The organism is Collinsella sp. CLA-AP-H1, assembly GCF_040092945.1.
Classification (GTDB): Bacteria; Actinomycetota; Coriobacteriia; order Coriobacteriales; family Coriobacteriaceae; genus Collinsella.
On the sequence record NZ_JBBNKO010000007.1, the window covers coordinates 48,292 to 70,738 of the forward strand.

At 61.9% G+C, this 22,447-nt stretch carries 27 protein-coding genes and 1 pseudogene; 5 read left to right on the plus strand and 23 right to left on the minus strand.

Features of this window, described 5'->3' with window-relative positions; translation table 11 throughout:
* Positions 1 to 182: 182 nt before the first annotated feature.
* The gene (locus AAAV44_RS05530) at positions 183 to 2,675 is read left to right on the plus strand and encodes a U32 family peptidase (protein WP_349114930.1); all 2,493 of its coding nucleotides are present in this window, start codon (positions 183 to 185) and stop codon (positions 2,673 to 2,675) included.
* 15 nt (positions 2,676 to 2,690) lie between these two features.
* Entirely contained in the window at positions 2,691 to 3,350 is a 660-nt protein-coding gene (locus AAAV44_RS05535) for an RluA family pseudouridine synthase (protein WP_349114932.1), read from the plus strand.
* A gap of 60 nt (positions 3,351 to 3,410) precedes the next feature.
* Here the strand turns inward: AAAV44_RS05535 and AAAV44_RS05540 are convergent, their stop codons facing one another.
* Together AAAV44_RS05540 and AAAV44_RS05545 are read right to left on the minus strand one after the other, a co-directional pair.
* Positions 3,411 to 4,157 (minus strand): DeoR/GlpR family DNA-binding transcription regulator, encoded by a 747-nt coding sequence (locus AAAV44_RS05540; RefSeq protein WP_349114933.1) that lies wholly within the window; start codon positions 4,155 to 4,157, stop codon positions 3,411 to 3,413.
* A 3-nt stretch (positions 4,158 to 4,160) separates the two neighbouring features.
* Positions 4,161 to 5,240 carry a Gfo/Idh/MocA family oxidoreductase gene (locus tag AAAV44_RS05545; RefSeq protein ID WP_349114934.1) on the minus strand — a complete coding sequence of 360 codons (1,080 nt, stop codon included), beginning with the start codon at positions 5,238 to 5,240 and terminating at the stop codon, positions 4,161 to 4,163.
* A gap of 717 nt (positions 5,241 to 5,957) precedes the next feature.
* Between AAAV44_RS05545 and AAAV44_RS05550 the strand changes: the two genes are divergently transcribed.
* Complete coding sequence (locus AAAV44_RS05550; protein ID WP_193221404.1) at positions 5,958 to 6,194, plus strand: DegV family protein; 237 nt, start codon at positions 5,958 to 5,960, stop codon at positions 6,192 to 6,194.
* 115 nt (positions 6,195 to 6,309) lie between these two features.
* Here the strand turns inward: AAAV44_RS05550 and AAAV44_RS05555 are convergent, their stop codons facing one another.
* The 8 genes from AAAV44_RS05555 to AAAV44_RS05590 all read right to left on the minus strand — a co-directional run bounded on the left by AAAV44_RS05555 (position 6,310) and on the right by AAAV44_RS05590 (position 14,370).
* Positions 6,310 to 7,194 carry an ROK family protein gene (locus AAAV44_RS05555; RefSeq protein WP_349114935.1) on the minus strand — a complete coding sequence of 295 codons (885 nt, stop codon included), beginning with the start codon at positions 7,192 to 7,194 and terminating at the stop codon, positions 6,310 to 6,312.
* A gap of 78 nt (positions 7,195 to 7,272) precedes the next feature.
* A complete protein-coding gene (locus AAAV44_RS05560) occupies positions 7,273 to 8,397 on the minus strand; it encodes a glycoside hydrolase family 172 protein (protein ID WP_260698761.1) in 1,125 nt (374 codons plus the stop codon).
* Positions 8,398 to 8,409: 12 nt separating this feature from the next.
* Positions 8,410 to 8,808 carry a PTS fructose transporter subunit IIA gene (locus AAAV44_RS05565; RefSeq protein WP_152067443.1) on the minus strand — a complete coding sequence of 133 codons (399 nt, stop codon included), beginning with the start codon at positions 8,806 to 8,808 and terminating at the stop codon, positions 8,410 to 8,412.
* A gap of 26 nt (positions 8,809 to 8,834) precedes the next feature.
* A complete protein-coding gene (locus AAAV44_RS05570; RefSeq protein ID WP_349114936.1) occupies positions 8,835 to 9,665 on the minus strand; it encodes a PTS system mannose/fructose/sorbose family transporter subunit IID in 831 nt (276 codons plus the stop codon).
* A 2-nt stretch (positions 9,666 to 9,667) separates the two neighbouring features.
* A complete protein-coding gene (locus AAAV44_RS05575) occupies positions 9,668 to 10,453 on the minus strand; it encodes a PTS sugar transporter subunit IIC (protein ID WP_152067441.1) in 786 nt (261 codons plus the stop codon).
* Between the two features lie 9 nt (positions 10,454 to 10,462).
* Positions 10,463 to 10,936 carry a PTS sugar transporter subunit IIB gene (locus AAAV44_RS05580; protein ID WP_349114937.1) on the minus strand — a complete coding sequence of 158 codons (474 nt, stop codon included), beginning with the start codon at positions 10,934 to 10,936 and terminating at the stop codon, positions 10,463 to 10,465.
* Between the two features lie 121 nt (positions 10,937 to 11,057).
* On the minus strand, positions 11,058 to 13,799 hold the full coding sequence (locus AAAV44_RS05585) for a PRD domain-containing protein (RefSeq protein WP_349114938.1): 2,742 nt from the start codon (positions 13,797 to 13,799) through the stop codon (positions 11,058 to 11,060).
* 226 nt (positions 13,800 to 14,025) lie between these two features.
* Positions 14,026 to 14,370 carry a hypothetical protein gene (locus AAAV44_RS05590; RefSeq protein WP_349114939.1) on the minus strand — a complete coding sequence of 115 codons (345 nt, stop codon included), beginning with the start codon at positions 14,368 to 14,370 and terminating at the stop codon, positions 14,026 to 14,028.
* On the opposite strand from AAAV44_RS05590, the gene AAAV44_RS05595 reads away from it, so the two are divergent.
* Both AAAV44_RS05595 and AAAV44_RS05600 read left to right on the plus strand, forming a co-directional pair.
* Complete coding sequence (locus AAAV44_RS05595; protein WP_349114940.1) at positions 14,300 to 14,818, plus strand: IS3 family transposase; 519 nt, start codon at positions 14,300 to 14,302, stop codon at positions 14,816 to 14,818. The genes AAAV44_RS05590 and AAAV44_RS05595 overlap by 71 nt on opposite strands.
* Complete coding sequence (locus tag AAAV44_RS05600; protein ID WP_349114942.1) at positions 14,700 to 14,945, plus strand: IS3 family transposase; 246 nt, start codon at positions 14,700 to 14,702, stop codon at positions 14,943 to 14,945. The genes AAAV44_RS05595 and AAAV44_RS05600 overlap by 119 nt, the downstream gene beginning before the upstream one ends.
* Positions 14,946 to 15,570: 625 nt before the next feature.
* On the opposite strand, the gene rplX is transcribed toward AAAV44_RS05600, so the two are convergent.
* The 13 genes and pseudogenes from rplX to AAAV44_RS05665 all read right to left on the minus strand — a co-directional run bounded on the left by rplX (position 15,571) and on the right by AAAV44_RS05665 (position 22,434).
* Complete coding sequence (gene rplX / locus AAAV44_RS05605) at positions 15,571 to 15,876, minus strand: 50S ribosomal protein L24 (RefSeq protein WP_006235043.1); 306 nt, start codon at positions 15,874 to 15,876, stop codon at positions 15,571 to 15,573.
* A 13-nt stretch (positions 15,877 to 15,889) separates the two neighbouring features.
* Complete coding sequence (rplN, locus tag AAAV44_RS05610) at positions 15,890 to 16,258, minus strand: 50S ribosomal protein L14 (protein WP_006235041.1); 369 nt, start codon at positions 16,256 to 16,258, stop codon at positions 15,890 to 15,892.
* A 118-nt stretch (positions 16,259 to 16,376) separates the two neighbouring features.
* The gene (gene rpsQ, locus AAAV44_RS05615; protein ID WP_006235040.1) at positions 16,377 to 16,637 is read right to left on the minus strand and encodes a 30S ribosomal protein S17; all 261 of its coding nucleotides are present in this window, start codon (positions 16,635 to 16,637) and stop codon (positions 16,377 to 16,379) included.
* Between the two features lie 16 nt (positions 16,638 to 16,653).
* The gene (gene rpmC, locus AAAV44_RS05620) at positions 16,654 to 16,869 is read right to left on the minus strand and encodes a 50S ribosomal protein L29 (RefSeq protein ID WP_006235039.1); all 216 of its coding nucleotides are present in this window, start codon (positions 16,867 to 16,869) and stop codon (positions 16,654 to 16,656) included.
* A 107-nt stretch (positions 16,870 to 16,976) separates the two neighbouring features.
* Positions 16,977 to 17,372, minus strand: a pseudogene (gene rplP, locus AAAV44_RS05625) (50S ribosomal protein L16); the annotation flags it as partial.
* A complete protein-coding gene (gene rpsC / locus AAAV44_RS05630; protein WP_006235037.1) occupies positions 17,372 to 18,082 on the minus strand; it encodes a 30S ribosomal protein S3 in 711 nt (236 codons plus the stop codon). The pseudogene rplP and the gene rpsC, both read right to left, overlap by 1 nt.
* Positions 18,083 to 18,088: 6 nt before the next feature.
* Positions 18,089 to 18,460 carry a 50S ribosomal protein L22 gene (rplV, locus tag AAAV44_RS05635; protein WP_006235036.1) on the minus strand — a complete coding sequence of 124 codons (372 nt, stop codon included), beginning with the start codon at positions 18,458 to 18,460 and terminating at the stop codon, positions 18,089 to 18,091.
* Between the two features lie 14 nt (positions 18,461 to 18,474).
* Positions 18,475 to 18,735, minus strand: coding sequence for a 30S ribosomal protein S19 (rpsS, locus tag AAAV44_RS05640; RefSeq protein ID WP_006235035.1), 261 nt, complete (start codon positions 18,733 to 18,735; stop codon positions 18,475 to 18,477).
* Positions 18,736 to 18,767: 32 nt separating this feature from the next.
* Positions 18,768 to 19,598, minus strand: a complete 831-nt coding sequence (gene rplB, locus AAAV44_RS05645; protein WP_349114943.1) for a 50S ribosomal protein L2 — start codon at positions 19,596 to 19,598, stop codon at positions 18,768 to 18,770.
* A gap of 179 nt (positions 19,599 to 19,777) precedes the next feature.
* Positions 19,778 to 20,065 carry a 50S ribosomal protein L23 gene (gene rplW, locus AAAV44_RS05650; RefSeq protein WP_022094197.1) on the minus strand — a complete coding sequence of 96 codons (288 nt, stop codon included), beginning with the start codon at positions 20,063 to 20,065 and terminating at the stop codon, positions 19,778 to 19,780.
* Positions 20,066 to 20,692, minus strand: a complete 627-nt coding sequence (gene rplD / locus AAAV44_RS05655; protein WP_006235032.1) for a 50S ribosomal protein L4 — start codon at positions 20,690 to 20,692, stop codon at positions 20,066 to 20,068.
* 46 nt (positions 20,693 to 20,738) lie between these two features.
* Positions 20,739 to 21,359, minus strand: a complete 621-nt coding sequence (rplC, locus tag AAAV44_RS05660) for a 50S ribosomal protein L3 (RefSeq protein WP_035137484.1) — start codon at positions 21,357 to 21,359, stop codon at positions 20,739 to 20,741.
* Positions 21,360 to 21,807: 448 nt separating this feature from the next.
* On the minus strand, positions 21,808 to 22,434 hold the full coding sequence (locus AAAV44_RS05665; protein WP_349114944.1) for a histidine phosphatase family protein: 627 nt from the start codon (positions 22,432 to 22,434) through the stop codon (positions 21,808 to 21,810).
* Between the last annotated feature and the right edge of the window lie 13 nt (positions 22,435 to 22,447).

The window sequence follows — 22,447 nt, forward strand, 5'->3', positions numbered from 1 at the left end:
GATTATTATCACGTTGCGAGAATATTTTATCGCCCAACGGTTTCCCCGAACCGCTGAACGGTTCTCATGTGGGGAAGCCAGCCCAAGCTGCTGAAGACTTTGTCCTGCTTAGGCTGCGGGCATCGTCCATCGCGACGGCGCCACTATACTTTTGAATATCTGAGCATTTTGAAAGGCAGGATATGACCGCAACCGCCAGTCGAACCACCAACCACAGACCCGAGCTTTTAGCGCCCGCCGGAGGACCCGAGCCCTTTGCCGCCGCACTCGCCGCTGGCGCTGATGCCATCTACTGCGGCATGGGCAGCTTCAACGCCCGCCGCAAGGCCACCAACTTTACCGACGAGGCCTTTGAGCAAGCCTGCCGCGCCGCACATCTAGCCGGGTCGCGCGTCTACGTCACGGTCAACATCGTCATCAAGCAGTCCGAGATGGGCGATGCGCTGCAACTCATCCACCGCTGCTCCACGCTGGGCGCCGATGCCTTCATTATTCAGGACTGGGGCCTGTTCTTTGAGGTCAAGCGCACCATGCCCGGCATCGAGACACATATCTCGACCCAAGCGAACATTCACGATGACCGTGGGACCATCTGGTGCCGCGAACAGGGCGCCGACCGCGTGACCCTCTCGCGCGAACTTTCCATCGACGAGATTGCCGCCATTCACAATGCCGCGCCCGACGTTGACCTGGAGGTCTTTAGCCACGGCGCCATCTGCTTTTGCTACTCGGGTCTGTGCCTGCTGTCGAGCTTTGCCATGGCGGGCCGCTCGGCCAACCGCGGCATGTGCGCCCAGCCCTGTCGCCTGCCTTACGAGCTGATCGACGAGAACGGCCGCGCGCTCTCCCCCGCCGGTCGCGAGCGTGCCCTATGCCCTCGCGACACCAACACCTCACAGCTTGTTCGCCGTCTGTATGACGCCGGCGCCGCATCGCTCAAGCTCGAGGGCCGCATGAAGGCACCCGATTACGTGTACTCCATCGTTGATGTGTATCGTCACGAAATTGACGACATGCTATCCGGAGCCGCCGTTGCCAAGGACGAGGAAGCCGCCCGCCAGCGCCAGCTCAAGCGCTGCTTCAACCGCGACTTTACGCACGCCTATCAGGACGGCACCTCGGGCGACGAGATGATGAGCTACGAGCGTTCCAACAACCGCGGCCAGATCGTGGGCACGGTGCTGGGCAGCCGCCCGGCCAACCGCGATGTGCGCGGCCTCAAGCCCGACGACCGCCGTCGCCGTGCCGCCATCGCCCGCATTGAGCTGTTTGAGCCCGTGGGCAAGGGCGACCTGCTGGAGCTTCGCCACGATAACGAGTTTGACCAGTTCCTGACCACCATTGCCGCAGATGATGCCGCCGCGGGCGACATCATCGAGTGCCGCGTGCCCCGCAGCATGCCCGAGGGCTGCCGCGTGCGCGTCATCCGCAGCCAGCGCGCCATTGACGCCGCCGGCGCCGCGCTCAAGCGCGATGTGCTGCGCCGCCGAGCTGTTGATGTGTCCGTCGTGGCGCGCCTGGGCGAGCCGTTTACTGTCACGCTTACTTGCTGCGACGACCCATCGCTCACCGCCACGGCCACGGGCTTTACCGTCGAGGCTGCCAAGACCCGCGCCGTCGAGGCTTCAGACCTGGTTGAGCATGTGGGCCGCATGGGCTCCTCGCCGTTTGAGGCAGCGAGCTTTGATGTGGCGCTCGATGAGGGCTGCGGTATGGGCTTTTCCGCTGTGCACAAGGTGCGCGCCGCCGCCTGTAAAGCATTGGAGGAGGCCATTCTGGCACCGTACGAGGAGCGCGCGAAAACGCTCGAGTGGCCGGTACTCGACAAATGTACGCACGCCATACCCGAGCATTACCGCGATGAGCCGCAGATCTGCGCCGCCGTCACCACGCTCGAAGCCGCCGAGGCTGCTCGTGCCGAGGGCGCCGCGCGCATCTATATGACCACCGATGCGCTCGAGGCTGTCGGACTCTCCCCTGCCGATGCATTTGAGCAGGGTATCGTGCCCGTACTCGACGAGGTCTGCCGCGCCGTCGACCACGAGCGCGTCGACCCGTGGGTTGTTGCCGGCGCCACGGTCGCTATCGGCAACATCTCTGAGCTTGCCCTGGCCGCCCAGGTTGGCGCCACGGCGGAGGTCCGCTCTTGCCTGCCGGTGCACAACACGCCCTGCATGGAGGCGCTTGCCGCGCGCGGAGCCGGTGCGTTTTGGCTCTCGCCCGAGATCACGCTCGACGAGATTGTCTCGCTCGGCGCCGCCGCGCCCGCGGCTCTGGGCATCACCGTCTTTGGCCGCCCGCGTGTCATGACAAGCGAGCATTGCATTCTGCAGGTTGCCAACGGCTGCATCCACGATTGTGCCAACTGCCGCCTGCGTGCCCGCAAGCTCTCGCTCAAGAATATCGACGGAAAGGTCATGCCCGTCCGAACCGACATCCACGGCCGCTCTCGCCTGTACGATGCCTACCCCATCGACCTCACGCCGCAGGTCCCTCAGCTGCTCGATGCCGGCGTGCGTCGTCTCATGGTAGACGGAACGCTGCTCGAGACGGATGAGGTGGGCCGTGCCGTCGCCCGCGTTCGTCGCGCCGTCGAGGCCACGCAAGCCGGCCGCAAGCCGGCCGCCCGCCTACGCGGTGCCACCTCGGGCTGCATGTTTGTGGGAATTAGCTAACCGAAAGGCTTACACGTGAACGAAGAACCTCAAGTCCTCTACTGCGATGCCTGGCTCATGGCCATCGACAAACCCGCCGGCATGATCGTACACGGTGACGGCACCGGCGAGCGCACGCTCACCGACTACGCCAGCGACCTGCTGCTGGCGATGGGCGACGGCTTTGCCGCGACCGACATGCAGCCGCTCAACCGCCTGGACCGCGACACCACCGGCGTGGTGTTGTTCTCGCTCGACAAGCAGACGCAGCCCGCCTTTGACCAGATGGTCATCGACCACGCTTTCGAAAAGCACTATCTGGCGCTCGCCGAGGGCAAGATCGACTGGAACGAAAAGCTCATCGACAAGCCCATCGCCCGCAATCGCCACGACAGCCGCAAGATGCGCGTCGGCGCCAGCGGCAAGCCGTCTCAAACGCGCGTGAAGGTGCTCAAGCGTCTTAAGAGCCGTCGTGGCCTGCCCACGCGCTCGTATATCGATGTCGAGCTGCTCACCGGCCGTAAGCATCAAATCCGCGTGCATCTGGCCAGCGAGCATCACCCCCTGGTCGGCGACGACCTGTACGGCACGCCGCGTCCTTGCGGCCTCATGCTCCATGCCCACAGCGTGTCCTTCACGCATCCCGTAACCGGTGAGCACATCCACATCGAAGCCCCTTGCCCCTGGGAGCCCTAAACCACCACAATGGGGACAGGCACCTTTGTGGTGGTTTTGGCCTTAGCCTGCCCCTGCTTGCTAGACCGTGATGACGTTATCCATCGACTGGTACTTGGCGGGTACCTCGCCCGCAGTGATGATCGTTGCATCGCGGAAGTCCGCGAACTTGACGGGCGCCACCATGCCAAATTTGCTGGCGTCCGAGATTACGAAGCGTTTGGCGGTATGGCGCATCGAGACACGCTTGACCTGCGCTTCCTCGATATCCGGTGTGGTGAGACCTTGCTCGGCGGCGATGCCATTGGAACCCCAAAAGCCGCAGTTGAAGTTATAGCGGTCCAGAGTTGCCAAGGCATCGGGGCCGACGAGCGCCTCGGTCTCGGGCTTGAGCTCGCCGCCCAGCACAACGGTGCGCATGCCGCGCAGAGCGAGGTGCTGAGCATGGAGCACGGAATCAGTCACATAGGTGACGCCCTCAAGGCGCGGAAGATGCTCGATGAGCTTGAGGGTCGTGGAGCCCGAATCGATATACACAAAGCTATCGGGCTCCACCAGGGCCGCGGCACGGGCGCAGATGCGCTCCTTGTCATCGTTATGGAGATCGCTGCGCTCGTTGATCGTCAGGTCGCGCGTCACGTGCGCGCGCTCCAGACTCGTCGCGCCTCCGTGTACCTTGGCGATACGGTGTGCGCGGTCGAGCGTCTGCAGGTCGCGCCGAATGGTAGACGCCGTCACGCCCAGGGCCTCAGCAAGCTCCGGCACGGTAACCGAGCCGGCCTGCTGCACCATCGACACGATTGCGTTGAGTCTATCTTCCGCAAGCATCGCTTACTCCTCCTCGGGGTACACGACTCCCCAGTCGGCGCGTAGCTTGGTCATCAGCTCCATAACATCAGAAGCATAGCCCAGAAGCTCGCGCTTCGAATCATCGCCGGCAACGGCCTTCTCCAGGTCGGCCATCTCGTAGCACAGTGTGTAGGCTTCGGTGCCAGCGTGGACCTCCTCACGGTGACCGTCCGCAGTCCACACGATGGTCGCATGGTCGGCACGCGGATACTCGTTGACCTCGATATAGCACTTGTCGAAGCTGATGACCGAGCGCTTGGGCTGCTTGGAGTGGAGCGTAAGGCTCACGACGCCCAGCTGCTGTTCGGCGTTGCGGCAGACAATGCCACCCGCGACGTCAACGCCAGTCTCGCAGGTATTGCCCAGAGACACGACCTCAGCGGGTTGGCTGGCCATAAACAGGCGCATGACGGAGAGCGCATACACGCCAATGTCGAGCATGGCGCCGCCGGCAAGGTTGCGATTGTAGAAGCGATTGGTCAGATCGCCGTACTCCTTGTAGCTGCCAAAGTTGAGCTGAGCGAGGTTCATGTGGCCAAACTCGCCGGCATCCATGCGGCGTTGCAGCTCTTGATACAGCGGCATGTGGAGAACCGTGGTGGCGTCCATAAGGACCACGTTGTGCTCGTCGGCGATGGCACGGGCCTCGTCGAGCTCGGCAGAGTTAAGGGTAATGGCCTTCTCACAGAGCACGTGCTTGCTGGCGGCGAGCGCGGCACGCAGATAGGTGATATGCGTGTTGTGCGGCGTGGTGATATAGACGGCGTCGATGTCCGGATCGGCGTAGAGGTCCTCAACCGTCTCGTACACCTTCTCGACGCCATACTGCTCGGCAAAAGCCTGGGCCTTGGACAGCGTACGGTTGGCGACACCCGCGAGCTTGCGGCCGGCCAGAGCGAGGGACTGGGCCATCTGGTTGGCGATAACGCCGCACCCGATCACAGCCCAGCGGAGCTCGGGTGCCGTAAAGATGTCGTTAGGGAACGGCTTGTCCTGAACCGAAGCGAACGCTGCCTTTGCTGCTGCCGCGGAGTCGAGTGGAACCTGTTTGGAATCTGTCATCATGTGCCTCCTGAGTCATCGAAAGTTCTTCATTTCCAACAGCCTTATATTCGCACAAATACGCGCGTATTTGCTCGTATTTGCGTGTCTATTTGCTTTTCAGTCACTATTTAGCCATAGTTTGCACATGTTTGCGCCATTACACGCATTATCGCGCAATGATATGCGCATAAATGCGCGTGCGACAGTCCTTGCGAAACATAAAGGGGCAGAACAGCAAAGCCCTAAAAGACAGAGCAGGCTGTATTACTTCACCCCTCTGGGGGCATCAGACATCAAAGGACCGTCCCAAACTGCCGGCACCTGGGGAACGTCCCTATGTGCCGGCACCTAGGGAAAGTCCCTAAGTGCCGCTTTCGTTGAAGCCCATCCCAGATGGCCAAATATATTGATCAAAAGACTGTCCCCATAGGCTAGTCGTTTAAGAACGTCCCAAACAAGAGCACTCATTTAAGTCTGTCCCCAATGAGTGGGAGTAATCAGAGACCCTTTGCGAGGGAGGTCGGAAACGGCCTCCCTCGTTTTTATTCATGGACTTTAGTCCGTGCCGCACGGCACGCGCGGCATAGAAAGCCACCCGCTCAGCGGGTGGAGGCCAATTTCCGCTACGCGACAAAAACCTTCCCCCTAGCATGAGGATTGTTCAGATCATCATGCTAGGGGGAATGTGATTGCTGTGGCCCAGAAAGCCGACAGCCTCGCGCACACGAAATGGCTATGCAAGTACCGCATCGCACCGAGGTCAAGCTCGTCGCCGCCATCGCCGAGAAGCACCCCAAGGTGCGCTTTGCCGTGAGCTACACCTCGGCCTACGCCGACCTTTACGACCGCATGGAGCAGGCCCTGCGCGAGCGCGTGGCCAACGCGGTGGAGATCGTCCGCTCCGACATCAGCCCCGCGCTTCTTGTCCACACCGGTCCAAACCTCGTGGGTGTAGCGGTCCAGGGACTCTAGCGGAGGCGGGGCGTTCTGCCCAAAAACAAATGCAAAAGACGAGCGCTTCTTGCCGCCCAATTGGCAAGAAGCGCTCGTCTTTTCTTAACGCGTTGTATGGCGGAGAGAGCGCAAGTCACGCGAGCGCCCTTCTTGCCAGCTCGGCCGCGCCGAGGATTCCTTGGTCGCCGCCGCAGCCCGGGGCGCAGATGTAGCTCTCCATGTCCTTAAGCTCGGCGGTCTGGATGTAGCCACCCAGATATTCGAGGGTCTTCTTGCGGACGATGCCGTAGAGCTGCTCCTGGTGCATCACGCCGCCGCCGAGGACGATGCGGTGAGGCGAGTACATGAGCACGAGGTTCGCACACATCTGCCCCAGATAATCCCCCTCGAGCATCCACACCTCATCGTTGTCCGCGAGCTCGGCCGCGGGCTTTCCCCAGCGCGCGGCGATGGCGGGGCCGGAGGCGAGGCCCTCGAGGCAGCTCGCGTGGCTCGGGCAGACGCAGCGTCCTTCCTCGGTGGGACGGATCCTTACCAGCATGTGGCCGGCCTCGGGGTGCAGCATGCCGTGAAGGAGCCTGCCCGCGCACATGACGCCCGCGCCCACGCCGGTGCCGATGGTCACGTAGACGGCGTCCTTGAGCCCCTTGCAGCAGCCGAAGACCGCTTCGCCGAGGCAGGCAACGTTCACGTCCGTATCGTAGGCCACCGGAATCCCGAGGGCGTCGGCAAACGCGGCGCGAAGACCATAGCCTCGCCACGCGAGCTTGGGCGTTTGGAGGATGGAGCCGTAGCGCTCGTCGGCGGGGTCGACGCAGGTCGGGCCGAAGGCGCCGATGCCCAACGCGTCCACATCGCGGGCGGCGAACCACTCGATCATCTGCGGGACGGTCTCGGCGGGCGCAAGCGTCGGGGTCTCCATACGGTCGAGGACCTCGCCGTCGCCGGACACCACGGCACAGACCATCTTGGTCCCGCCGGCCTCGAGGGCGCCGAGCCTCATTTGCTTTTCGCTCATGCGATCCTCCTTACAAAGGGCGCCCGCAGTCATGGTCAACCGCGGACGCCCATAACGTTGGCTTGTTTCGAGGCGACCCTACCTGGGCACGCGGTCCTGCCTTGCGGCAAACGGGGCGAGCACGGCGTGCGGTTCGCTTTGGTACCAGTAGGCGACGGTGGAGATGTCGTCCTCGCGCTCGTAGAGCTTGATGTCGTCGTTGCCGAGGTCCTGGAACGTCACGCGCAGGTCCTCCTTGAACGAGATCGGGTCGGGAAGGTGCCACCTGTAGAGGCCGTGCCTGGGCAGCGCGTCGTCGTTGGTCGCGAGCATCGGGTTCGGGTTCGGCTTGCCCGCGCTGAAGCGGTCGCGCGTGGCGTCGCGCGTCGAGCGGTACGGGTAGCCGGCGAACAGTGTGTTGAAGCACTGCGCCTCGGGCAGCGCGTGGGGCGGCCTGTCGAGGAAGGCCCAGGCACCGCCAAAGTAGTCCTCGGCTCCCGTCGAGGTGACCGTGGGGAACTCCTCGTCGCCGTCGAGGAAGAACTTCATCTCGCCCTCGCCCCACCAATAGCGCTCCAGGGCGCACAGGGCCATGTAGGTGCCGACGTAGTAGCCCTTACCGCGCACGCCGTCGAGCACGGTGTAGTCGACGCCCCTGCGGGTGCTGCGCTCGCGGTTAAAACGGGCGTGGAAGTACATGGCGTCGTCCGGCACGTCGGTGAGCGCGTAGTTGAACGTGTAGAAGATGTACTTAATGAACCCGGGGTGCTCGCTCGTAAGCGTGACTTTGGCGTGCTTCCTGAAGGGCATCTCGAAGTAGCAGTTCATGCCGCCCGTCGGGTTCACGCAGATGGGCATCGAGTTGACGATGGCGCGCTCACCGAAGCCGTTGCAGAAGAAGTCGCCGACAGGGCACTCGACCGAGGGGGTCTCCTCGTCGTCCCAGTAGAAGCGCAGCACGAGGTCGCGCATGACGAAGCTGCCGGCGGCGGTCTTGTCGGGGACGGTCATCCAGATGTGGCGGATGATGCCGGGGCCCTCGATGTCCGCGAGCGTGATGGTCTCGCCGGACTCAAGGGGCACGCAGCACGAGCCCTTGCGGCCGACGCCGAGGTGGCTGGCCGACATGGCGGCGTGGCCCTTCTCGCCCGTGATGTTCTCGGGGGTGATGGCGCGGCTTTCCTCACCGCCGTGCATCCACACGTCTTTAAGGAACTCTCTCATCGTCGACCTCCTCTATTCGTCGTCTTCGCACTCGGCGGAACTGGCACCGTTCACGTAGACGATCTGCTGGCGCGCCTCGTCGACGAGGGCGTCGAAGTCGAGTTTCTCGTCGGGGCGCGCGAGCGCGACCGTCATGGCGAGCGGGAGGTTGACACCCGCGATCACGTGGATCCGGTCGGAGGCGAAGCGGGAGAAGCGCTGGTTCACGCTGCCGCCGAGCGCGTCGGTAAGGACGACGACCTCGTCAGTGCCCGAAAGCGCCGCCTCGACCGCCGCGTCGAGCCCCTCGCCGTTGTCGTTCACGTAGGCGCAAACGGCGGTGACGGCGTCGCTCTTACCCGTAAGGAACTCGAGGGTGTCCTTGAAGCCCTGGGCGAGAAGGGAATGGCTCGCCACAACTATCTTTCTCATTGATTCACCAATCTCTTGGGTCGAAGCTAGGCGAGGATGCCGGCGGCGGAGGCGACCATCGCGAGGACGATCACCACGAGGATGAGGGCCGTCATGCTCGCGTTCTTCTTGGTAAGAAGGTAATACGCGCTTCCCGTGATGGCGGCGGGGATCATGGCAGGCAGGATCTTGTCGAGCAGCGGCTGAATCTCCATCGAGACGTCGCCGAAGCTGAAGCTAATCGGGCAGGTGACGCCGATGACCGAGGCGATGAGGCAGCCGACCACGGTGAGGCCGAGCACGGAGGCGGCGGCAGTGAGGTTGGGAAGCTTCTCGCTGAAGTCGGTGACGAGCTTCACACCCTGCTTGTAGCCGAACTCGAGGGCGTGCATGCGGACCCAGAAGATGGCCAGGATGAGCGCGAACCAGATGCCGGCTCCCACGGGGTTGCCCTCGATGGCCATGTAGGCGGCGATGGAGCCCATGATGGTCGGGATCATGGTCATGAGCAGGGAGTCGCCGACGCCGGCGAGCGGTCCCATGGTGCCGATCTTCAGGTCTTGGACGGCGTCCGCCGCCGCGAGGCCGTCACGCTCCTCCATGGCCACGCAGGCGCCGAGGATGATGGCGGCGAGCCAAGGCTGGGTGTTGTAGTAGCGGAAGTGGTTGTTGAGCGCTTGCTTATAGTCCTCGTCGTTCGTGTAGATCTTCCTCAGGATCGGCGAGAGGGCGTAGACGACCGAGGCGCCCTGCTGGGTCTGGTAGTTGAAGGTGCACACGCTCATGAGCCAGCGCCAGTTCGCGTTGCGCAGGTCCTTCTTGGTGACCTTATAGCCGGAGGGCTTGCCCTCGGCGACGGTGATGTTCTCGTTTTCCATGGTTACTCATCCTCTCCGATGAAGGCGTCTGCGGAAGCGTGGGCGGTGAGCTCGGCGTCCTTCTCGGCACGCTGATAGAACGCGATCGCGAGGGCAACGCCGACGATGGCGGCACCGATGATGGGCACGTTCAGGAAGGCCGAGAGGAAGAAACCGGCGAGCAGGTACTGGAAGTACTTGGCGGTTGGCATGTAGCGGAGCAGCATGGCGATACCGATGGCCGGGAGCATCTTGCCGGCGAGGGTGAGGCCGGAGAGGAACCACTGGGGCATGACCTCGAGGAGCCAGTTGACGGCGGGCTGGCCGAGCGTCACGGAGACAAAGACGGGCAGGGCGGCGCACAGGCCGAAGAGCGCGGGGCAGACCCACAGGATGGCGTTCATCTGATTGAACTTACCCTCGTTGCAGAACTTCTGGGACTTCTCGACGACAAAGCCGTTGAGGATCTTGACGACGACGTCGAGCTGGATGCCGAGCATGCCGACCGGCAGGCCGATGGCGAGGCCCGTGTCGGAGCCCAGGGTCACGCCGTAGGCGGTGGCGATGATGGCCATCGTGCCGTAATCGGGAATCGACGAGCCGCCGAAGCCCGCGACGCCGAGCTGCATGAGCTGGATGGTGCCGCCGATGACGAGGCCGGTCTGCCAGTCGCCCATGACCACGCCGGTGATAAGGCCCCAGAAGACGGCATAGTTGACGAAGATCATCGGGATGCCGTAGTAGTCCACGTGCTTGATGAAGGCAAGCAGGGTCAAAAGGACGACCTGCAGGATAGTGAAGTTGACCATGATCCCTCCTTAGATGAGGTCGGCGACGGAGACGGGCTTGTCGGCGGGCACGAACTGTGCCGTCACCTTGACGCCGTGGGCGATGAGCGCCTTGTAGCTTTGGACGTTCTCGGCAGAGGCATAGGCGCGCTGGGTGAGCTGGACGCCGCCCTCCTTGACAAGAGAGCCGCCGACGATCAGCGACGGGAGCTCGATGCCCGACTCGACCAGGTGAAGCATCGTCTCGGGTTCCTTGGCGATGACAAAGACCTTCTCGCGGTCGTACTTGCCCGCCGCGAAGTTCTTGAGCGCGGTCTCCTCGGAGATGATCGAGACGGCCATGCCCGCGGGGCGCGCCATCCTCATGGTGGACTTCAGGACCTCGTCGCCGGCGACCTTGTCGCCGATGACCATGACTCGGGTTGCGCCCGACACCGGGGCCCACTGCGTCACGATGATGCCGTGAAGCAGGCGATTGTCGATTCGTGCCATAACAACACTCATGTTTGCTCCTATCAAATCAAGTTTTTCATTCAGCACTGCCTTGGCGCTATCCGGATTCGCGCCGGGCGAGGGATTATCGGATTATTGAAGACGCGCGGTCAGCTCGTGACGGCGCGGGGGGTCACTCGTCGAACAGGAGGCTCGAGGAGCCAAGACGCTCCTCTCGCGCCGGGGCGGCGCTCACGCTGATGTAGTCGAAGACGTAGGCGATCTCGCTTACAGGAACCTCCACGCGATAGCGCGTCGAGATGCTCGAGAAACTCTGCCTGAAGGACTCGATGAAGTCGGCGTGCTCTTCCTCGAAGCGATCCTGGCCGACGTAGGTCTCGATGGGGTTGCGGGTGACGAGGCGCTCGACGAGGCAACAGAGGTGAACGTACAGCCCGATGATGGCGTTGCTGCTTATCTTCTCGCCCGTTCTGCGCTGAAGCTCGTGCACGGCGCTCTCGATCTCGTGGAACAGCCGCTCCGGGTCGAGGATGGTGATGGAGCGGATAACGTTCTGCAGCGTCATATTCGAAAGCAGCTTCTCGTGGAAAGAAGCGAGCTCGGAGACGTCGAGCCACCTGCCGAACACGGCATCGACCTTCGAGGCGGACGCCGTCGACATAATGTCTTCGAGGGCGACGAAGGGAACGGAGGCAATCCTGGGGTCTCCCGTGCCGATGACGGCGCAGACGCGGTGCTCGGAGAAAACGGCGTCGTTCGACCCGTTCGCGGCAAGCTGCTTGAAGGGCCTCGTGAGCAGGCGCGCGCCTATGGTGCGCGGGAGGCTCTGCGAGACGAGCTGACGTATCCTCTCGGCCGCGTCGACCCCGGACTCGGAGCAGAAGACGATGGCGTCCTCACGGTTGACGCGCTCGATTACCTTGCAGTGCGTCACGCACACGGCGGTCGCATCGCCAAGAACCTCGGCGATGGACTTGCCGCCGAGCAGCCCGGACCCGATCTCGAGCGCGAGCCCGGTGGAGACGTTGTTCACCACCCCGATGGTGGAGTCGGTAACGTTCTCGAGGGCCTTATAGGCCTCCTCCAAAGAGCCCATGTCAACAAGAAACACGACCCCGGTGCAGTAGGAATGGCGGTCGACGAGGCGCTGGAGCGGACCGACGATGTCCTTCAGCTGCTGGTCGTAGGGCATGTCGACCGCCTCGTACACATGCACGCCGAGCATACGGTTCGCCGCGTCGGCGATGCTCGTCGCCGTCGAGTAGCCGTGTGACAAGATGACGCAGAGCGTCCGAAGGGCCTTCGCGTCGCGAGACTCCGATGCGACGCACAACGTCAGAAGCGTCTTCGTGAAGTGATCGAGCGAGATTCCGAGCGCCCCTTCCATGTCTGCGGCGACCTGATCGGAGACGCTCGAGGCAAACGGCAATTCGGAGGTCACGGCACCGAGGAGATGGGAAATTTGCTCCGCACAGGCAGACTTTCGCTTAGCCAGGCCGATGCCCGGCCACAACTGCAGGCAAATCTCCTGGGCCAGTAGAAAAGTGACCTTCCTCGAAAGCTCGATGCCATAAGAAGAGCCTGCGTCGGCAAGGACCGCGCCCACGACGCGCTCGAAGGCGCGCGACCTCGATGAGGCGACGCCGTGGCCGAAGATCAAGTGATCCTCAACGCCGCGCACAGCGGAGACAGCTTGCGAGACAAGCTCGGAGACAGAGAGCTCCCCGGCGCAGAATCGCTCATCGAGAGAGCACAGGGCATCGAGCGCCTGCTCGACCGGCCCTGTGCTCTCGGCGGCATCCAGGGACGCGTCGATCAGAACGCCATCGTCGGGCTGTTGATCGATCTGCGCGGAGGAGAGGAGCCCGCTGGGAAGAAGATACGGGCGAACGACGACGTAGTCGCCCTCGCGATTGAGGAACGCTTTGGCGCAGCAGTTCGTCACGCAGGCGCGCAAGCCGGCGATGTTATCGGAAAAGTCCGCGTTCACGAGGCAACGGTATGCGCCGCGGCTGATCTTCACATCAGAACCGATTCGGCACCCCTCGCTGCGCAGGAAGCTCAAGATGAGATCCTCGCGCTCCTCGGGGGTCCGCTCCTTGAGTGAGGGGACGCGGGCACAGATGGGCATTTTGCTGTAGGCCGAGGAAACCTTCGGGTCATCGGCGGAAAGCGTCGTCGAAAGAACGAGGCGAGCGCGCGGCGCATCCTGGGAGGCATCGAGCCCGAGGGCCGTCGCAAGGCAGTGTTCCATCGCAGAGGGAGAGAGTGCCTCGATGCCGTTGACAAAGACCACACCCCCGCGCGATTTCGCGATCGACTCGTCAAGAAGCCCGTTGAACGAGGCGGCGTCCGGGACCCCGGCGCAGTCGATGCGCACATAGGAGGAGTCGCGGGACAGCAAGCCCTGGTTCTTGCCGTACTCGTACACAAGGCGAGAAAGGAAAGACTTACCGACACCCACGCCGCCGCTCAAGAGGATGGGCAGGCCAAACGGAGGGTACTGAACCGCAGCCTTGCACTGCTCGACAACGGAGCTGAGGCTCAAGTCGAAGCCCACGGCACGCGCGAAGTCGCGGTGATCGGCGATTCCCGTCGCCTGGATGAGGTCGGCGAGCGAGGCGTACTCGCTTGCAGAGAGCTTTACCTGAAAACGCTTCTGGAACGCGCGGCGATGAAAATAACGGACAGGCCTGCCCGCCACCTTAACCACAAAGCCGGCGCGAACAAGGTCGTTGAGGTACTGGCTCGCCAGGCTCCTGGAGATGATGAGCGTCTCGGCGATGTCGGAGGTGGACAGACGGGCAAGGTCGTCGAGCGAGACGGCAGAGGTGAGGGCCTCGAGATGCTCGAGAATCCTGTCCCTCATGTCGACGGGTTTCTTTGCCAAGCTGTCCTGTGCGGTCTTGTCCATGACTTCTTACCTCCTCGTACAAGGAGTATAAGGGGAACACAGAGAACGGAAAGGGGCGCGTGGGGGAATCAACAGCCCCGAGGAAAAGTCCACCACTTGAGGGGCAGAAAACAACGGCCATTGAACATTCAGGGCCGACGCTCAACACTTCGGCTCGACACTTCGCTTTGGAAAGGGCCCTGCGCGCCGGGGTCCCAACATAAAGAAGGGCCCCGGCGCGCAGGGCCTAAAGCTTAACCATGCGCGCGGCGATGCGGGCGCAGTCGCAGGCGGCCTTCTTCTCGAAGGTGTTGTAGTCGACGACCTGGCCCTCGGCGCAGGGCTTGTCGCTGTTGGCGCGCACGACGACGAGGGGCACGCCGTTGAGATAGGCGGCCTGCGCGATGGTGCAGCCCTCCATCTCGCAGCACAGGTCGCCGAAGGTCGCGAGGATGCGCTCCTTCTGTTCCGCGGGCGAGACGAACTGGTCGCCGGAGACGACGCGGCCCTCGAGGACCTTAATGTCGGGGGCGACGGCGGCCGCGGCGGCGCATGCCGCCAGCAAGGGCCGGAACGGATCGCGCAAGATCAAGGCGTCGCCCAGGAGGTCGGGCGTTACCGTCAGCCGGCGCCGCGTCTGCCGCATCATGAGGGAGAACGGCCTGGCCGGCACATACGGCAGGAAGAGGTTCAAGGTGCACCCCGGGGCGGTCAACGAGGCCGACGTGCCGAACGTCGTCGCGCGCGGCTTCGGCGGCAGGGCGCCGCGCACCCAAATATGCAGCGACCTGGCCTGCGTACGCGTCGGGGCATCGTGGAACTACGTCTGCCTGCTCGTCGACCTCTGCAACGGGGAGATCGTCGGCCACTCCGCAGGACCGAGGAGGGGCGCGCGAGCTCCGAGCCAAGCTCTCGGATTACGTGCACTGGTACAACAACTTCAGGATCCACTCGACACTGGGCTACATGTCGCCGGTCGAGTTCAGGAAGGCGGGACCGTCCCTCCCGGAATCGTCCAAATTGGTGTTGCCAATCCATAGCCAATCCAGCCATCATCTCCGCGAAGGCGGACGTCAGGAAAAGCTCGGCTTGAGCTCGGTCGGACGCGGTCTGTGGGGCATCATTCAGGCTCAGGGGGTCTCCTTGTCTTCTTCGGTCGCAACCTGAATGATAGGAACGGCCCCTTCTCTCTTTCCCTTTCGTTTTCGACGCGTCACTCTCTCGGCGGGCTTAAGGCCCGCGCTCGCGGGTGCAGGGGCTGCGCCCAAACCCCAAAAACTTAACGCCGTGTTCGAAGCGTTTCCGGACGTCAGCGTAATCTCAAATCCCGTTAGTCAACTCATGAGCAAGCCACCTGAGACTACTCATTTCTCCTACTGGCAATGAAGACCTGCGACCTGCAGTTTTGCAAACTGTTTGAAAGCCACCTGCGTTGATTCACTTCCTATTGCAGCTGGCGTCTTGCACGCGAAAAGGCATTTGAGTTTCAAAACGGGCGTTTCGGCGCTATCGAGCCTTCAAAGGCATCCCGCCGCGCCCTTTGGGACTAAAACAAAAACTCAAAGCCCTGAGTTCGAAAATAGTTTTTGGAGTTGTCCCGGCTTTTGTCACCGAAGCCGACGAAACGCGACAGGGTGTCACCTGGCGGCACTCGATTCGAGACGGCACCGAAAACTGGATGCAACCGGAATGACGGGACGGCAAAACCGAAGCCATCGAGTAGCGATAGAAAAAAGGCCCGGATGCCGTGGAGCATCCGGGCCTTTGCTAGCAACTTGATGTTGCGGGCAGCTTAGAACTTGTGGCCGCACTTCTTGCAGACGCGCAGCTTGTTCTTGCCGTCCTTCTCGTGACCGACGCGGGTAACCTTACCGCACTCGGGGCAGACGAGATTGACGTTGGAGGCGTCGATGGGAGCCTCCTGCGAAACGATGCCGCCCTGCTGGTTGGCAGCGTTGGGCTTGACGGCCTTCTTGACGACCGAAACGCCCTCGACAACGACCTTGTTCTCGGCGGGGAGAGCACGCAGGACAACGCCCTGCTTGCCGCGATCCTTACCAGAGAGAACCTGGACCTTATCGCCCTTCTTGATATACATATATCTCCCCTAACTACAGGGTCTCGGGAGCGAGCGAGACGATCTTCATGTACTTCTTGTCACGAAGCTCGCGAGCGACAGGCCCGAAGATACGGGTGCCGACGGGCGAACCATCGTTGTTGATGACAACGCAGGCGTTCTCATCAAAGCGAATGTAGGAGCCATCCTTGCGGCGGATCTCCTTAACGGTGCGAACGACGACGCAACGGACAACGTCCTTCTTCTTGACGTTGGCGCCAGGGGTAGCCTCCTGGACAGCACCGATGAACACATCGCCGATGCCTGCATAACGACGCTTGGAACCGCCAAGCACCTTGATGCAGCGAATCTTGCGAGCGCCGGAGTTGTCGGCGACGTTCAGCATGGTTTGCATCTGAATCATGGTAGATGTTCCTCCGAACTAAGAACCGAAGAGAGGTGCGCAGCCTTTAGGCGGCCTGTGGTATGCAAACCAGGCATACGCACATCTTCGGAAACGTACAAGTCGTAAGAGCGACTGCTTATTTAGCGCGCTCGACGACCTCGATGAGGCGCCAACGCTTCATCTTGGACATAGGACGGGTCTCCATAACGCGGACGGTGTCGCCCACGCCAGCCGTGCACTCCTCGTCGTGAGCGTGCAGCTTCTTGGAGCTGGTCATCATCTTGCCGTACTTGGGGTGACGCTTGCGCTCGGTGATGGTGACAACAATGGTCTTGGCACCGGAGACGGAGGTAACGACACCCGTACGGACCTTACGCGAGTTACGCGAATCAGTCATGTTCTCTCCTTAGGTCCTACTCGGCGACAGCGGACTTCTCCGCTGCTATCTCGCGGGCGCGCTGCTCCGTGAGGACGCGAGCGATGTCCTTCTTCACGGTGTTGACGCGAGCGGTGTTGTCCAGCTGGCTGGTGGCCATCTGGAAACGAAGGTTAAAGAGCTCGGCGCGCATTTCCTTCAGCTTCTCAACGAGCTGAGCGTCCGAGAGCTCACGAATCTCTGCGGGCTTCATTAGTTCTCCTCCTTGGCGGCGGCGGCGTCCTCAGCAGCCCACTTGGCCTCGAGAGCGGCCTCCTCAGCCATCTCCTTCTCGATGCGCTGCTCAGCGTTCTTAGCAGCAACAATCTTGGTCTTGATGGGAAGCTTGTGCTGTGCAAGACGCAGAGCCTCGCGAGCGACCTCCTCGGGCACGCCCTTGACCTCGAACATGATGCGGCCGGGCTTGACGACGGCCACCCACTCCTCGGGGTTACCCTTACCAGAACCCATGCGAGTCTCGGCAGGCTTCTTGGTGATGGGCTTATCGGGGAAGATCGTGATGTAGACACGACCGCCACGCTTCATGTAGCGGGTCATGGCAATACGAGCGGCCTCAATCTGACGGTTGGTGATCCAATGGGCCTCGAGAGCCTGGATACCAAACTCGCCGAAATGCAGCTCGGTATTACCCTTGGCCTGGCCCTTCATGGAGCCACGCTGCACCTTGCGGTGAAGAATACGCTTAGGGGCAAGCACTACTGACCCCTCCTCTCGGAGTTACGACGACGAGGACGGGAAGAGCCCTCGAGTGCAGGGTTGGGAACAGGCTGGCCCGGGAGCTTCTCGCCCAGGTAGATCCAGACCTTCACGCCGCAAGCGCCCATGGTGGTGCTGGCGACAGCCGTGCCGTAGTCGATCTTGGCACGGAGGGTGTGCAGAGGCACGCGACCCTCGCGGTACCACTCACGACGGCCCATCTCGGCACCGCCGAGACGACCGGAGCACTGGATACGGATGCCCTTAGCGCCGGCCTTGCGGGCGGACTGGACAGCCTTGCGCATAGCGCGACGGAAGGCAACGCGGCCCTCGAGCTGCTCGGCGATAGACTGAGCAACGAGGTTGGCGTCGAGCTCGGGGCGCTTGATCTCGACAACGTCGACGGAGAGCTGGCCCTTGGAGACGCCAGCGACCTTCTCGAGCTCGGTGCGGAGGGTATCGATCTCGGCACCCTTCTTACCGATGACAACGCCGGGGCGAGCGGTGAGGATGATGACCTTCACCTTGTCGCCAGCGCGCTCGATCTCGACGCGGGAGACAGCTGCGCGGGAAAGACGCTTCTCGAGGTACTTGCGGATCTCGAGATCGTTACCGAGGGTCTTAGCGTAATCCTTCTCTGCGAACCAGCGGGAGCGCCAGTTCTCGGTGATGCCAAGACGGAAGCCGGTGGGGTAGACTTTCTGACCCATACAGCTTTACGCCTCCTTTCGAGGAGCAACGACGACGGTGATGTGGGAAGTACGCTTCAGAATGCGAGAAGCGGAACCCTTGGCGCGGGGACGGATGCGCTTAAGCGTCGGACCCTCGTCAACATAGGCAGCGGCGACAACCAGGTTGTCGGCACGCAGACCGTTGTTGTTCTCGGCGTTCGCAACGGCGGAACGGAGAACCTTCTCGACATCCACGGCGACGGCGCGGTCGCAGAAGTGGAGGATGTCGAAGGCCTGAGCGACAGGCTTGCGGCGGATCAGATCGACCACCAGGCGGGCCTTGCTGGGGGAAACACGCACGTACTTAGCGACGGCGCGAACCTCGGTGGCCTCAGTTTCAATAGACTTAGTTGCCATTTACGGTTAACCCCCTATTTGGCCTTGTGGCCACGGAACGTACGAGTCGGCGCGAACTCGCCGAGCTTGTGACCAACCATGGACTCGGTAACATACACGGGCACATGCTTGCGGCCGTCGTGGACGGCGATGGTGTGACCAACCATCTCGGGGAAGATGGTGGACGCGCGGGACCAGGTCTTCACGACGTCCTTCTTGCCAGCCTCGTTCATCGCGGTGATACGCGAGAGAAGGCGAGTCTCCACGAACGGGCCCTTTTTGAGACTTCTGCTCATAAGTGCTTTCTCCTAAAACTCGGTATCCGAAATTACTTCTTACGGCGACGAATGATGTGCTGGTTCGAGACCTTCTTCTTCTTGCGCGTACGAAGGCCCTTCGTCGGCTTACCCCAGGGGGTAACGGAGGGACGACCAGAAGTGTGGTTCTTGCCCTCGCCACCGCCGTGCGGGTGGTCGACAGGGTTCATGACGGTACCGCGGACGGTCGGGCGCACGTTCATGTGACGCTTACGGCCGGCCTTGCCGATGACGATGTTGGAGTGATCGGCGTTGCCGACCTCACCGACGGTGGCGCGGCAGGTAACGAGGATGCGGCGCATCTCGGAGGAAGGCATACGGACGATAGCGTACTTGCCCTCCTTACCCATCAGCTGGCAGGAGTTACCGGCGGAACGGGCGATAGCGGCGCCCTTGCCCGGCTGGAACTCGACGGCGTGGATGAGCGTACCGACGGGGATGTCGGCGAGGGGCAGAGCGTTGCCCGGCTTGATGTCGGCGTCAGAACCGGACATGATGGTCTGACCGACCTCGAGGCCCTTGGGGGCCAGGATGTAGCGCTTCTCACCGTCAGCGTAGTGCAGCAGAGCGATGCGAGCGGAACGGTTCGGATCGTACTCGATCGTGGCAACCTTGGCGGGCACGCCGTCCTTGTTGCGCTTGAAGTCGATTACGCGGTAACGACGCTTCACGCCGCCGCCCTGGTGGCGGGTGGTGATGCGGCCGTTGTTGTTACGACCGGCCTTCTTGGGCAGGGGCTCGAGAAGAGACTTCTCGGGCTTGGTGCAGGTGATGTCGGAGAAATCGGAGATCGTCTGCCAACGCCTACCAGCGGAGGTCGGCTTAAGGTGCTTTACAGCCATTACAATCCCTTTCAATAGGAATCCGTTAGCCATCGCAGACAGGGATTCGAGGTTCTGCCTCGGGTGCGATGACACCGGACGTATACACGGTTCCGGGCGTGTCCATTTTATACGCCCAAAACCTTGAGCTCTCGCCTCCCCTATTTGGGAGGCATGAGCTCACTCAACAGCAGCGAGTCTTAGGCCTGGTTGCCAAAGACCTCGATGGTGTCGCCCTCAGCCAGCGTGACGATGGCCTTCTTCCAAGAACGGGTCTTGCCGGCGACATAGCGCACGCGCTTGGTCTTGGGCTTGACCGTCAGGGTGTTCACGCGAACGACCTTGACGCCGAAGATCTCCTCGACAGCGTCCTTGATCTGATACTTGTTAGCATCCTTGGCGACCTCGAACGTGTACTTGTTCAGCTCCATGCCGGAGAAGGAACGCTCGGACACGATCGGACGGATGATGATCTCGTGGGCGGTCATTTATGCAAGCACCTCCCCGAAGTGAGCGGCGATGTCGGCGGGCATCAGCACGGCGTTGTTGTTGACGAGATCGTAGGTGTTGGCCTCGTCGGCAGTGATGATGAACGTCTTGGGAATGTTGCGGAACGACAGGTAGGCGTTGACGTCCTCATCGCGAACGATGATGGTCAGACGCTTGCCCTCAAGGCCGAGAGCCTTGAGCATGGCGACGGCAGCCTTGGTGGAAGGCTTCTCGAAGCCGTAGTCGTCGACGAGCACGAGCTCGCCATCGGCCAGCTTGGCGGACAGCGCGGAGCGCATAGCCAGCTTGACCTCCTTGTTGTTCATACGCTTAGCGTAGGAACGGGGCTTGGGGGCGAAGACAACGCCACCGTGACGCCACTGGGCAGCACGGATGGAACCCTGGCGGGCACGGCCTGTGCCCTTCTGACGCCAAGGCTTCTTGCCGCCACCGGAAACCTCAGAGCGGCCCTTAGCGGACTGGGTGCCCTGACGCCAAGAGGCCATCTGGCACTTGACGATGTGGTGCATAACGTGGATGTTCGGCTCGATGCCGTACACCTCAGCGGCGAGCTCGGCCTCGGCGACCTTCTTGCCCTCGCTGTTCTTTACTTCAAACTTTGCCATTTAAGTGTTCTCCTTGGTATGACGCTGGGCTAAATGGGCTGGGCCCTTAGGCCATACGGATGGCGACGAGACCATTCTTGGCACCCGGGACAGCGCCCTTGACCAAGATGAGGTTCTGCTCGGCATCGATGCGGACAACGGAAAGGTTCTTGACGGTAACGCGCTCGTTACCCATGTGACCGGCCATCTTGACGCCCTTGAGGACGCGCGCAGGATAGGCGCACTGACCGATAGAACCGGGGTGACGCTGGAAGTGAGAACCATGCGTCATAGGACCGCGGCGCTGACCCCAGCGCTTGATGCGACCCTGGAAGCCCTTACCCTTGGAGGTACCGATGACGTCGACCTTCTCGACATCAGCGAAATCAGCGACGGTGACGACCTCGCCGACCTTGTGCTCCTCGCCGTTCTCGACGCGGACCTCACGAAGGAAACGGACAGGCTCGACGCCAGCCTTGGCGAAGTGACCAGCCATGGGCTTGTTCACGTTCTTGGCCTTGATGTCGCCGAAACCGATCTGGACGGCGTCATAGCCGTCGGTTGCCTGAGTTTTAACCTGCGAGACAGCGCAGGGGCCAGCCTGGATGACCGTGACGGGAACGACGTTGTCGTCCTCGTCCCAAACCTGGGTCATGCCAATCTTGCGGCCGAGAATCATGCTGATCAAGATATGATCCCAACTCTCGCGTGGTCTTGGGACAATGCGTACACCACCGAGCGTACGCCCCTAGAGGACCACTACTTACACGACGTGCTCCCCAGCCTTGTATAGCGTCCGGACTACCTGACAACCCTATTAAGCAGGCATTTTGTCCAGCCAGAATACTCCCCTGGTTTCACACAGCTGTTTAGTATACACGGCTGCGGGCGTATCCATCGAGATTCATATTTCACTCACATTGTTTACGCAGGTAAAGTGCGTGGAGTCTCCCGAGCTTGGCAGAGGGGCGGCGAAATATATTAAGTTTGCTGCTCTACAGTCCTGCGCAAGACGGAAAGCACATTAAGTGCTTTCCTTTGCGTGCGGAACTCGCGACAAACTTAATATATTTCGCCGCCCCTCTGCCAAGCTCGGGAGACGATACGTTGATGTCTGCTTAACTCTGCTCGCTCAGCTAATTACTTTGTTGGGGGTCCACTATTTGCTGGAGGGTGAACTTACATTGATGAGGTTCGCCTTCTGCTTGTGGCTTTGCCTCATCGAAATCGAAGATCATGATGGCGCAGTTGGGGAGTTTTGTTGGGAGCTCGAAGCCCTCTGGGGCGGCGGCTCTAATGAATTGGCGGCTGGCGCTGCCGTGGCTTACTGCTAGGAGGGTTTCTATGCCCTCGGCGCCCATGAGATTGGTGAGGGTGTCTACCATGCGCTCTTGCAGCGCGCGGCTTCCTTCTCCTCCGAAGGGGACCAGGTCCTCGCCCGGATCCCAAACGTCGGTGGGCAGGGCGTCGTGGGGGCCTTCTTCGAAGGTGCCGTAGCTGCGCTCGATAATGCCTTCACAGGGCTCGACTGCTGCGTCCGGGCCGAGGAGCTCGCATGCGACGAGACTTGCCGTGTCCATAGCTCGGCCTAAGGGTGATGAGACAACTTTGTCGGGGACGACGCCGTGGGCCTTGAGCCATGCGGCTGCCATTCCCGCTTGTTTGCGGCCCAGGTCGGTCAGCGGTGAATCGCAGCGGCCCTGGACCAGCTTTTTGACGTTGAACTCCGTCTGACCGTGGCGGAGTAGATACAGTTTCTTCATGCTCTCCCCTTCT

Bases quoted from the DNA above. Each gene is read 5' to 3' on its own strand.
- AAAV44_RS05550 (WP_193221404.1), top strand. From the start codon at position 5,958: ATGCAAGTACCGCATCGCACCGAGGTCAAGCTCGTCGCCGCCATCGCC.
- AAAV44_RS05540 (WP_349114933.1), bottom strand. From the start codon at position 4,157: ATGCTTGCGGAAGATAGACTCAACGCAATCGTGTCGATGGTGCAGCAG.
- rpsS (WP_006235035.1), bottom strand. From the start codon at position 18,735: ATGAGCAGAAGTCTCAAAAAGGGCCCGTTCGTGGAGACTCGCCTTCTC.
- AAAV44_RS05530 (WP_349114930.1), top strand. From the start codon at position 183: ATGACCGCAACCGCCAGTCGAACCACCAACCACAGACCCGAGCTTTTA.
- AAAV44_RS05570 (WP_349114936.1), bottom strand. From the start codon at position 9,665: ATGGAAAACGAGAACATCACCGTCGCCGAGGGCAAGCCCTCCGGCTAT.
- rpsC (WP_006235037.1), bottom strand. From the start codon at position 18,082: ATGGGTCAGAAAGTCTACCCCACCGGCTTCCGTCTTGGCATCACCGAG.
- rplW (WP_022094197.1), bottom strand. From the start codon at position 20,065: ATGACCGCCCACGAGATCATCATCCGTCCGATCGTGTCCGAGCGTTCC.
- rplD (WP_006235032.1), bottom strand. From the start codon at position 20,692: ATGGCAAAGTTTGAAGTAAAGAACAGCGAGGGCAAGAAGGTCGCCGAG.
- AAAV44_RS05580 (WP_349114937.1), bottom strand. From the start codon at position 10,936: ATGAGTGTTGTTATGGCACGAATCGACAATCGCCTGCTTCACGGCATC.
- AAAV44_RS05595 (WP_349114940.1), top strand. From the start codon at position 14,300: ATGTCGGGGGCGACGGCGGCCGCGGCGGCGCATGCCGCCAGCAAGGGC.
- rplX (WP_006235043.1), bottom strand. From the start codon at position 15,876: ATGTATATCAAGAAGGGCGATAAGGTCCAGGTTCTCTCTGGTAAGGAT.
- rplB (WP_349114943.1), bottom strand. From the start codon at position 19,598: ATGGCTGTAAAGCACCTTAAGCCGACCTCCGCTGGTAGGCGTTGGCAG.
- rplN (WP_006235041.1), bottom strand. From the start codon at position 16,258: ATGATTCAGATGCAAACCATGCTGAACGTCGCCGACAACTCCGGCGCT.
- AAAV44_RS05575 (WP_152067441.1), bottom strand. From the start codon at position 10,453: ATGGTCAACTTCACTATCCTGCAGGTCGTCCTTTTGACCCTGCTTGCC.
- AAAV44_RS05555 (WP_349114935.1), bottom strand. From the start codon at position 7,194: ATGAGCGAAAAGCAAATGAGGCTCGGCGCCCTCGAGGCCGGCGGGACC.
- rpsQ (WP_006235040.1), bottom strand. From the start codon at position 16,637: ATGACTGATTCGCGTAACTCGCGTAAGGTCCGTACGGGTGTCGTTACC.
- AAAV44_RS05560 (WP_260698761.1), bottom strand. From the start codon at position 8,397: ATGAGAGAGTTCCTTAAAGACGTGTGGATGCACGGCGGTGAGGAAAGC.
- rpmC (WP_006235039.1), bottom strand. From the start codon at position 16,869: ATGAAGCCCGCAGAGATTCGTGAGCTCTCGGACGCTCAGCTCGTTGAG.
- AAAV44_RS05565 (WP_152067443.1), bottom strand. From the start codon at position 8,808: ATGAGAAAGATAGTTGTGGCGAGCCATTCCCTTCTCGCCCAGGGCTTC.
- AAAV44_RS05585 (WP_349114938.1), bottom strand. From the start codon at position 13,799: ATGGACAAGACCGCACAGGACAGCTTGGCAAAGAAACCCGTCGACATG.
- rplV (WP_006235036.1), bottom strand. From the start codon at position 18,460: ATGGCAACTAAGTCTATTGAAACTGAGGCCACCGAGGTTCGCGCCGTC.
- AAAV44_RS05545 (WP_349114934.1), bottom strand. From the start codon at position 5,240: ATGACAGATTCCAAACAGGTTCCACTCGACTCCGCGGCAGCAGCAAAG.
- AAAV44_RS05665 (WP_349114944.1), bottom strand. From the start codon at position 22,434: ATGAAGAAACTGTATCTACTCCGCCACGGTCAGACGGAGTTCAACGTC.